This is a genomic window from Dryocola clanedunensis (assembly GCF_038405435.1).
GTDB classification, from domain to species: domain Bacteria; phylum Pseudomonadota; class Gammaproteobacteria; order Enterobacterales; family Enterobacteriaceae; genus Dryocola; species Dryocola clanedunensis_A.
On the sequence record NZ_JBBYHZ010000004.1, the window covers coordinates 479047 to 488558 of the forward strand.

General features: G+C 50.1%; 9 protein-coding genes and 1 pseudogene. 4 read left to right on the forward strand and 6 right to left on the reverse strand.

Annotated elements, in window-relative coordinates; all coding sequences use genetic code 11:
- Nucleotides 1–47 precede the first annotated feature (47 nt).
- On the reverse strand, nucleotides 48–611 hold the full coding sequence (locus AAE045_RS12740; RefSeq protein WP_455548068.1) for a YfaZ family outer membrane protein: 564 nt from the start codon (nucleotides 609–611) through the stop codon (nucleotides 48–50).
- Between the two features lie 244 nt (nucleotides 612–855).
- Here AAE045_RS12740 and katA point away from each other — a divergent pair, with 244 nt between their 5' ends.
- The gene (gene katA, locus AAE045_RS12745) at nucleotides 856–2304 is read left to right on the forward strand and encodes a catalase KatA (protein WP_455548040.1); all 1449 of its coding nucleotides are present in this window, start codon (nucleotides 856–858) and stop codon (nucleotides 2302–2304) included.
- 108 nt (nucleotides 2305–2412) lie between these two features.
- Here katA and AAE045_RS12750 read toward each other — a convergent pair whose 3' ends face one another.
- From AAE045_RS12750 to AAE045_RS12765, 4 genes are all read right to left on the reverse strand, one after another.
- Complete coding sequence (locus AAE045_RS12750) at nucleotides 2413–3822, reverse strand: sensor histidine kinase (RefSeq protein WP_455548041.1); 1410 nt, start codon at nucleotides 3820–3822, stop codon at nucleotides 2413–2415.
- On the reverse strand, nucleotides 3809–4483 hold the full coding sequence (gene tctD, locus AAE045_RS12755; protein WP_455548042.1) for a transcriptional regulator TctD: 675 nt from the start codon (nucleotides 4481–4483) through the stop codon (nucleotides 3809–3811). The genes AAE045_RS12750 and tctD overlap by 14 nt, the downstream gene beginning before the upstream one ends.
- A 227-nt stretch (nucleotides 4484–4710) precedes the next feature.
- Nucleotides 4711–4878, reverse strand: a complete 168-nt coding sequence (locus AAE045_RS12760) for a hypothetical protein (RefSeq protein WP_455548043.1) — start codon at nucleotides 4876–4878, stop codon at nucleotides 4711–4713.
- A 149-nt stretch (nucleotides 4879–5027) separates the two neighbouring features.
- Entirely contained in the window at nucleotides 5028–5267 is a 240-nt protein-coding gene (locus AAE045_RS12765; protein ID WP_455548044.1) for a DNA polymerase V, read from the reverse strand.
- Between the two features lie 128 nt (nucleotides 5268–5395).
- Here AAE045_RS12765 and AAE045_RS12770 point away from each other — a divergent pair, with 128 nt between their 5' ends.
- From AAE045_RS12770 to AAE045_RS12780, 3 genes are read left to right on the forward strand one after another with little or no spacing between them, the layout of a single operon-like run.
- On the forward strand, nucleotides 5396–5758 hold the full coding sequence (locus tag AAE045_RS12770) for a GtrA family protein (RefSeq protein ID WP_455548045.1): 363 nt from the start codon (nucleotides 5396–5398) through the stop codon (nucleotides 5756–5758).
- Nucleotides 5755–6684, forward strand: coding sequence for a glycosyltransferase family 2 protein (locus tag AAE045_RS12775; RefSeq protein WP_455548046.1), 930 nt, complete (start codon nucleotides 5755–5757; stop codon nucleotides 6682–6684). Before AAE045_RS12770 ends, AAE045_RS12775 begins: the two co-directional genes overlap by 4 nt.
- Nucleotides 6671–8119 carry a glucosyltransferase domain-containing protein gene (locus AAE045_RS12780; RefSeq protein ID WP_455548047.1) on the forward strand — a complete coding sequence of 483 codons (1449 nt, stop codon included), beginning with the start codon at nucleotides 6671–6673 and terminating at the stop codon, nucleotides 8117–8119. The genes AAE045_RS12775 and AAE045_RS12780 overlap by 14 nt, the downstream gene beginning before the upstream one ends.
- 40 nt (nucleotides 8120–8159) lie before the next feature.
- Here AAE045_RS12780 and AAE045_RS12785 read toward each other — a convergent pair.
- Nucleotides 8160–9512: pseudogene (locus AAE045_RS12785) on the reverse strand (hypothetical protein); the annotation flags it as partial.

Consider the following 9512-nt stretch of genomic DNA (forward strand, 5'->3'; position numbering starts at 1 on the left):
ATCGCAGAAATGCGTTGCCGCGGCAGGACGCCGCGGCAAAGAAGAGATTAGAAGCCTGCGCTTACGCCAACATAAGGGCCGTCAGCAATGGCGTTGTCACGATTGCCATCTTTGCCTTCCAGACCAATGTAACGGTAGCCCGCTTCGATGGTGACCGGACGCAGGATAGTCCAGCGCGCACCGGCGCTTGCTTCCTGGTAGTCTTTCACGCCGCTGGACAGGGAGTCCGGGGAGTAATAGTAGTCGCCAAATACGGTGAAGCTGTCGGCCAGCTTCCAGCTTAAACCGCCGCCCACGGCAACGGCATAACCTTCATCGCCATCTTTCGGGTTCAGGTACAGCGCCTTGCCGCCCACGGTGCCCATCAACGGACCCAGCGGTACGTTCAGACCCAGACCCAGACCGGCAACGTCACCGTCGTCATCGCTGTGCGCCCAGTTGCCGCTGAAGGCAAGGCCCGTGGTGTCCTGACCAAAACCAACGGCGACGTTGGTGTATTTTTCGCCCGCTTCGCCGCTGATGCTGATGGCATTGGCAGCAGCAGAAACCAGCGCAAGGCTGGCAACGCCTGCAAGAAGAAGTTTGTTCATTCCATGGATCCTAAAATAAATAAAAGGGATAAGCCCGAAAAAACGCTGATTGTACAGCCAGCCATCTTGTAATCAACGTGTTAGAAAATGCTTTACACACTTCGATTGTAAGAAAATGAAAATGATCTCTATTCCGGTGACAGGATCAAGGAATGGCAGCGATAGAAAGTGCCACATTGTCATAAGGGCATAACTTGCTGAACAATAACCCGTCCCACACACAACCATTCAGGATTCTCATTTTACATTTTTCATGGAGACTACAATGAGCAAGAAAGGATTAACTACCGCCGCCGGCTGCCCGGTCGCCCATAATAATAACGTGGCCACCGCAGGCCCACGCGGCCCGATGCTGTTACAGGACGTCTGGTTCCTCGAGAAACTGGCCCACTTTGACCGTGAGGTGATCCCGGAGCGTCGTATGCATGCCAAAGGCTCCGGCGCTTACGGCACTTTCACCGTCACCCACGACATCTCTAAATACACGCGCGCAAAGCTCTTCTCTGAAATTGGTAAACAAACCGACCTCTTTATTCGCTTCTCAACGGTTGCGGGCGAACGCGGCGCAGCCGACGCTGAACGAGATATTCGCGGTTTCTCAATGAAGTTCTATACCGAAGAAGGTAACTGGGACTTAGTGGGTAACAACACGCCGGTGTTCTATCTGCGCGATCCGCTGAAATTTCCGGATTTAAACCACGTCGTTAAGCGTGACCCGCGCACTAACCTGCGCAACGCCACCTACAAGTGGGACTTTTTCTCCCACCAGCCGGAAACGCTGCACCAGTTAACCATCGACTTCAGCGACCGCGGCCTGCCGCGCTCTTACCGCCATATCCACGGCTTCGGCAGCCATACCTTCAGCTTTATCAACGCCGACAACGAGCGTTTCTGGGTGAAGTTCCACCTGAAAACCCAGCAGGAGATCGCCAACCTGATGGACGACGAAGCGGCCGCGATTATTGCTGATGACCGTGAAAGCTCCCAGCGCGATCTGTTTGAGTCGATTGAGAAAGGCGACTTCCCGCGCTGGAAATTCTACGTGCAGGTGATGCCGGAAGCAGACGCGTCTAAAACGCCGTACAACCCGTTCGACCTGACCAAGATCTGGCCGCACGGCGACTATCCGCTGATTGAAGTGGGCGAGCTGGAGCTGAACCGCAACCCGGACAACTACTTTGCTGAGGTTGAGCAGGTTGCCATGTCACCGGCGAACGTCGTGCCCGGCATCGGTTTCTCCCCGGACCGCATGCTGCAGGGCCGCCTGTTCTCCTACGGCGATGCGCACCGCTACCGTTTAGGCGTTAACCACCACCAGATCCCGGTAAACGCGCCAAAATGTCCGTTCCACAACTACCACCGCGACGGCGCGATGCGTATCGACGGCAACAGCGGCAACGGCCCGACCTATGAGCCAAACAGCTTTGGGGCGTTCCAGGAGCAGCCAGATTTCAGCGAACCGGCGCTGAGCCTTGAGGGCGCAGCGGATCACTGGAACCACCGCGAAGACACCGACTATTTCAGCCAGCCGCGCGCGCTGTACAACCTGCTGAGCGACGAAGAGCATCAGCGCATGTTCAACCGTATCGCCGGGGACATGAAGGACGTACCTGAATTTATTCAGGAGCGCCAGATTGGCCTGTTCAGCGAAGTTCACCCGGAATACGGCGCGGGTATTGCCAACGCGCTGAAGGCGTTGAAAGAAGCGAAGTAATAAGTAAGCCATTCTAAAACGGCCATTACGGCCGTTTTTTTATGCTCCGAACAGTATGTAGGGTGGATAAGCGCCAGCGCCATCCACCATATTCCAGAACGGCCTTTTTTATGCGGCCGTTAGCCGCACCCGAACCAGCAGCCCGCCCAGCGTCTCGCCGACCAGCAGCTCCGGACGAGTCTGATGCCAGCGGGCGATGTCGTTAACCAGCGCCAGCCCCAGCCCGGCACCCACCCGGCCCGCCGCGTTGTCCAGCCGATGAAACGGCTGTAAAGCCTGCAGCCGCCGCTCGGCGTCGATGCCCGGCCCGCTGTCCTCAACCTCCAGCAGCACCGCCTCTCCCTCGCTCCGGATGCGTATCGTCACCGTGCCGTTATCAGGGGTATATTTCAGCGCGTTATCCAGCAGGTTGGCGCACATTTCCGCCAGCAGGATGCTGTCGCCCTGAATCCAGGCCTGCGGCTCCCCTTCGTAGCCCAAATCCACCTGCTTACTGCGCGCCTGGGCCAGCCGCGAGAAGCAGCACTCCTGGGCGATGGCCACCAGGTCCACCCTCTCCAGGGTGCGTTGCCGCGACAGGTCTTTATCCTTAATTTTTGCGAGCTGCAGCAGCCGCTCGGTAAGCAAAATGGTGCTGTCGAGCGTGCCGCTCATCCCCTCAAGGCTTTCCCGCCAGTGTTCAGGGTTCGGGCTTGCCAGCGCAAAAGAAAGCTGGGTTTTCAGCACGGTGAGCGGAGTTTTTAACTGATGGGAGGCGTCAGCGCTGAACCTTTCCTGGCGGGAAATCAGCGAACGCAGCCGTTCTATGTAGCGGTTAAACGCCACTATCAGCAGGCGCGTTTCTGACCAGGGCAGCAGGTCGGGCAGCGGAGTGAGCACGGCAGGATCGCGCCGCACCATGATCGTCGAAAGCTGGCGCATCGGCCTTAGCACTTTGCGCAGCAGCCACCATGCCAGCAGCAGCGTCAGCAGTACCAGAATCCCCTGCATCAGCAGCGACGAGACTAGCAGGCTGGAGGCCAGGTGCCGCCGGGAGGCCAGGGTTTCGGCCACGTAGATTTTCGCCATGCCGTTCACGCCCCCTTCGTTGACCGGCTGCAAAAGGCTGGCAACGCGGATAGGCTGGTTTTGATAGCTGGTGTGATAAAACCAGGCCAGCGCGGGATAGAGATCGGTTCGCCGCGTGTGGGCCGGAATATGCGGCAGGTCGTCATAGCCGGATATCACTTTGCCGTGCGTATCAACCACCTTGTAAAACAGGCGGTCGTTCATGTTCAGCTCGAAGCTGTCGAGCACCACCCAGGGGACGTCAACCTGCAGCTTTCCGTCTTTCACCACCAGCCGCTCCGCGATGGTTCGGGTCGAGGCCAGCAGCGTCCGGTCGTAGGCCTGAGTCGCCGCCGTCAGCGCGCTGGAATAGCTGGAAAGCGCCGAAACGCCCCACAGGCCAAAAAGGGGGAGTCCCAGAAACAGCAGCAGCTGCCAGAGCAGAGAGTCCGGACGCTTAAGACGCCTCATCGCTGCGCTCCAGCAGGTAGCCCAGGCCGCGCAGCGTGGTGATTTGCAGATTGCTGCCGTGCAGCTTCTTGCGCAGCCGATGCACGTACAGCTCAATGCTTTCGAGGCTTGCCTCGTCGTTCAGGCCAAACATTTGTTCGAACAGCTGGTTCTTCGCCACCGGACGACGACGGCGGTACAGCAGAATCGTCAGCAGCGCGTGTTCGCGGGGCGTCAGCGCCAGCGCTTTGTCGTGAAGCATAAAAATATTGCCGTCATGCAGGCTGAGATCGCCAAACTGCTGCGCCTCGGAGACCTGCCCTTCGCTGCGTCGCACCAGCGCCCGCAGGCGGGCATCAAGCTCCTCTACCTCAAAAGGTTTGGCAAGGTAATCGTCCGCGCCTGCATTCAACCCCTTCACCCGATCCGCCACCGCATGACGCGCGGTAAGAAACAGGACCGGCGTGCTCTGACCGCGGTGCCGCAGGCGCTGCACAACCTCAAGTCCGTCCAGCCGTGGCATCTCAATATCCAGCACCGCTACGGCGTAGCCTTCGTTCTGTAGCAGGTGGTCCGCCGCCTGGCCGTCATAGACGCAATCCACGGCAAAGCCGTTCTGCACCAGCGCCTTCTCCAGCCAGTGAGCCAGCTCACGGTTATCTTCCGCCAATAAGAGACGCATTTTGAATCTATCTCCATGATTTTAAATGAGCTACTCAGCAATCCTACCGATTATTGTCCGGTAGCTTATCCGGTTTCGTAAATCCATACCGGTTTGAGTAGCTCCTCTTCACTGGAGATGATGGAGGACTGTTACATGTTTGCAACATAGTGATTTGAGAACTGCTGGCAGCTTAACATAAACTCACATCACCGGCACATCGTCGAACTCACCGCTGCGGGCATCGTTCATACCGGTGAGCTGTTGTCATGCATACGCTCAATTAAGAATACGACGCGGCCCATTACAGTCACATCATCCAGAGCCTCTCCCTCTATCGCTTCGCCATCTTCAGTAATCAGCGCACCACCCATCACCTTCGCGAATTCGTTGCGGCCTTCTGTAGCGATTAGCACTACGCACCCAGGCTCACAACGCATTGAAGTATCTATGATGGCGTAGCCTGACGAAGTTTCGATTGCATGCCTGTTGCCGCCAAGGCCTAGCAAATTGTTTAGAGTGAGCGTGGTCTCTGTGTAATCTTTTGCTGGAGATGGAAAGCTCATTATCGCACGCCGCCCATGTTCATCATGAAGTAAACTTTGTTCTCACCTTCGTGGTCGGTGTAATCGCGGAACGAGCCCTGATAGAACCTTATCCATTCGTTAGCCTGGCGAAGCGACCAGTAATGATTGACCTTTTCAAGCTCGCGCACAAAGTCAGCAGCTGATACTACCTGACCGCGCACCGGGTCTTGCTTGATTGCGCTTACGAACGCACCTCTGATGTCATAGTCTCGCGGCATGATGAACTCTCTTATCAAAATACTGTATGCATAAACAGTATTTCAAAACTGGTAGTTGATCAAGTGCTGATCAGATTCGTCCAAGATGCTAAACTTCATGCCTTACTTAAAACTTTTCGTATAGACAAATGCTTAAGCTATTTTCTAAATACATTTCAATTGGCGTGATCAATACCGCCATCCACTGGGCAGTGTTTGGTGTTGGGGTTTACTTTTTTAGCGTAAACCAGGCGTCTGCTAACCTTATTGCTTTTCTCTTTGCAGTGAGCTTTTCTTTTTTTGCTAACGCGAAGTTCACATTTAAATCAAAGCCTAGCACCAAGGGCTACTTTTACTTCGTAGCTTTCATGGGAATCATGAGTATTGCTACGGGAAAGGTATCTGATTACTACAGAATCAACCCAATCATTACATTGATTGAATTTTCAGCTATTAGTCTTATCTGCGGATTTTTCTTCTCTAGATACGTGGTCTTCAGGGAATCGAAATGAAAATTTCTTTGGTCGTTCCTGTCTTCAATGAAGAAGACACAATACCCATCTTTTATAAAACTGTTCGCGAGTTCAGCGGCCTGAAAGAGCATGACGTTGAAATCGTGTTCATCAATGACGGTAGCAAAGACTCAACAGAAGCTATTATCAATGCCCTGGCTCTATCTGACAGCAAGGTCAAAGCATTGTCGTTTACTCGAAACTTCGGCAAGGAGCCAGCATTATTCGCTGGACTCGACAACGCAACAGGGGATGCAGTGATACCGATTGACGTTGACCTGCAAGACCCTGTTGAGGTTATCCCCCACCTCATTGAGAAGTGGAATGCAGGCGCTGATATGGTTCTTGCCAAACGCACGGATCGCTCTACTGACGGTCATCTGAAGCGTAAATCAGCTGAGATGTTCTACAAACTACACAACAAAATAAGCAATCCAAAGATTGAAGAGAATGTGGGCGATTTCAGGCTGATGTCGCGCGAAGTGGTGGAGAACATTAAGCTGCTACCTGAGCGAAACCTCTTCATGAAGGGAATATTGAGCTGGGTCGGCGGTAAGACCGATGTTGTGGAATACGCACGTGCCGAACGCGTTGCAGGCAGCACCAAATTCAACGGCTGGAAACTGTGGAACCTGGCACTCGAAGGTATCACCAGTTTTTCCACCTTCCCGCTGCGCATGTGGACGTATATCGGACTGCTAGTAGCCGGAATGTCATTCATATACGGCGCATGGATGATAGTTGGGACATTGGCCTTTGGTAATCCTGTTCGTGGATACCCATCTCTTTTAGTATCAATTCTTTTTTTGGGTGGTATCCAGTTAATAGGAATTGGTGTTCTTGGTGAATACATAGGAAGGATTTATATCGAATCTAAACAAAGACCTCGCTATGTTCTAAAGGATGGTAAGAATGCAGAACGATAATATTTATATAAAATATTTCACTGTTGCGTGCATGTTATTCTCACTACCCTTTATAATTCATGGTAATTATTACTTTGATGATGTGTACAGGAGTGTCTACGGAGACGGGTCATGGCATGAACTTGGTAGGCCACTTGCGGATGTGGTGACGTTTGGACTATCTCTTAACTCACATGTGCTGTCTGATTTCTACCCATTAGGTACCATTGTTGCTGTTATTTTCCTGGTTTACATTTTCGTACTAGTAATGAATAGTGGGTTTTCCATAAATAAACCATATGCATTATTTCCATTACCACTGCTCTTCATCTCTCCAGTTTTCATGCAGAACATGTCGTACAGGTACGACAGCACTGCAATGATAATGGCATTGGCCATAGCCATTGCGTCATTTTATTTTTCTTTTAGCAAAGGGTGGAAAACTACAGTTACTGGGATTTTAATGCTTATTGCATCCCTGTCACTGTATCAGCCTTGTGCAAATATATTTTTAGGTTTGGCAGCTACAAACCTTATAGTGAAGGTCAAGGAATCTAACAACGAAAAAATAAAGCAAATGGTTTTAGATTGCGCTGTATTTTCGATTTCTTTTATCCTTTATTTTATTTTTGTAGTTAAGTTATTTTCACTGGGGGGAAGCAGGGCCGCCTTCATAAACCCAAGCCAGATTTTTGAGTCTTTGTCTTACGTATTTCTATCAACGTACAGTATCTATGCCTTATTGCTTACAGGTTATATTAAGGTTGCGTACATCGCTCTTTCAGCTTTGGCATTGCTTTCTGGGGCACTGTATTACATTAAAGAACGACCATCTTTGCTGGCTGTTTCTTCATTCATTGTTAGGTTTATTTTATGTCTAACGTTACTATTTTTCTCCATCATAGGAACGTCATTTTTAGTGGTTGAAGGAATTACAGATATCCGGGTGATGGTTGGAATGTCTTCTGTGGTTTTCTTTTTGACAGTTTGCAGTACAAGATTTTTCCCACCCAAAATCACACTGACAACTTGTTCAATAGCATCAATGTTATTTATATCTCTCTCTTTTCAATATTCAAACGCATTAAAATCGCAAAGAAGTTTCGAGCTATCGTTGATCTCAAATGTTGCCATGGATGTTAATTATGGGAGAGATGGCACCGTTTTTATCTCAGGGACTATGCCAACCGCACCGGTTGTGAGAACTAGTATAAGAGCAATGCCATTCATTGGCAGAATTGTCCCACCATCCCCGCCATGGGTTTCCAGACGACTTGCAGTTGCAGAGGGAATTTCTACTGCGGAAAACTCTTGGAGTGGCGATAATGTCGATATTATTAGCACGATCTGCGAAGACAATCTAAGACCAGAAACGTCAAATCCACTATATGATGTTTACCACTTGAAAAGAGGGATACTCGTTTATTTTAAAGGAACGGGTAGCATTTGCTTATAAAAAGGTAATTAACCGCCATCCAGTTGGGTGGCGGGGTTATTTATAATGATTTAAATACCGCCCCTCCAGAGGTTGCTGGCGTGTCAAGCACGCTACCTATGTTGTTTAGATATGTATTTGCCCCACCTATAAAACCTACTGTCTGATTGGTTAGTGTAGCGTCTTTTTTTAGGTTGCAAGCACTGAAAACAACAGAAAGATTTTTAGTTAGGTGTTCACTTTGAATTCTATAAATTGGAGTGGAGGTCAATGGATTTCTTTGCTCTATCATCCCCTGATATGTATTAACTACAACGGTGCAATCATAATCATAATCAGATGTCATCACACAATTTAATCTTGAACCTGCCACTCCCTCGGAGCCACAGGAGTTCATGGTGATACCTGTCGGGTTTGTTAGCTGATAGGCTACAGCTTCTGTCTCACCAATATCTGTCATCGGCTCACAGTTATCACATGTGCAGCATGTTAAAGTAGTATACTGCATACCAGCCAGGAAGTGCCCAATCTGATAATTCGTTACTCCAATGCTGATGTCATTGCTTGTACCTGATGGAAGATAGCGACCATTCCTTAATTTTGCACCATAAACACCATAAAACTGTTTAACTCCAAGTCCAACTATTTGCGCATGCATCTTGTTAAACCATGCCTCCTCAAAGTATACGCCAATATATGGGCATTCAAGCCTGATATCGAAATATGAAGAAACATTTAAACGCGGATGCCACAAACCGTAATATGTGTTATTACTCCTACCCGTCAATCCTTCCCTTATAAATGTTATCCCACTCAACGTTGCATTTTCACAGTCAGCGGTATAATCATCAACATCCATATTGTCACCAAGAAAAAGAACGAATGCATCTATATCTTTATCAGTGGTTACATGATATTTGTCATTTGTCGTTCTAGCTATAGTTGTGACCCCTATCCCTCCACCTTTAAGCCCCATTCTTTTCCAGATAGGTATCCCAGTGTGTGTGAGATATTTCCCGGAGGATGCGTTCATGATACATCTTTTAACCCGAGCAAACTTCATAGCATTTAAAATCTGATCCCCAGATTCAGTTTGTCCGTCAGGTTTGGCGCCGAACATATCTAAGGAATAAAAGCCGTCGTTTATGATTCTCTTCCAAGCCAGCGGCCCAGTTGTTGGGACAATCGTCACCCCACCATCATCAACCAGCGCCCCTTTGTCTACAGCCTGAAAGTTACCTCCTCCATAGTGAATGTCTGAATAGCTGGTACTTGCAGCTGACACAACATAAACAACATCCCCGACAGCTTTCGGAGGGAATGCGCGAAGCTCTGTGAGGTTCAGGAAGCGACCTACTTTATTGAAGCCATCTTTATCTCTGCCGGTATATAAATCATCCAGTGCTGACTCGAC

Bases quoted from the DNA above. Each gene is read 5' to 3' on its own strand.
- katA (WP_455548040.1), top strand. From the start codon at position 856: ATGAGCAAGAAAGGATTAACTACCGCCGCCGGCTGCCCGGTCGCCCAT.
- AAE045_RS12750 (WP_455548041.1), bottom strand. From the start codon at position 3,822: ATGAGGCGTCTTAAGCGTCCGGACTCTCTGCTCTGGCAGCTGCTGCTG.
- tctD (WP_455548042.1), bottom strand. From the start codon at position 4,483: ATGCGTCTCTTATTGGCGGAAGATAACCGTGAGCTGGCTCACTGGCTG.
- AAE045_RS12765 (WP_455548044.1), bottom strand. From the start codon at position 5,267: ATGCCGCGAGACTATGACATCAGAGGTGCGTTCGTAAGCGCAATCAAG.
- AAE045_RS12770 (WP_455548045.1), top strand. From the start codon at position 5,396: ATGCTTAAGCTATTTTCTAAATACATTTCAATTGGCGTGATCAATACC.
- AAE045_RS12775 (WP_455548046.1), top strand. From the start codon at position 5,755: ATGAAAATTTCTTTGGTCGTTCCTGTCTTCAATGAAGAAGACACAATA.
- AAE045_RS12780 (WP_455548047.1), top strand. From the start codon at position 6,671: ATGCAGAACGATAATATTTATATAAAATATTTCACTGTTGCGTGCATG.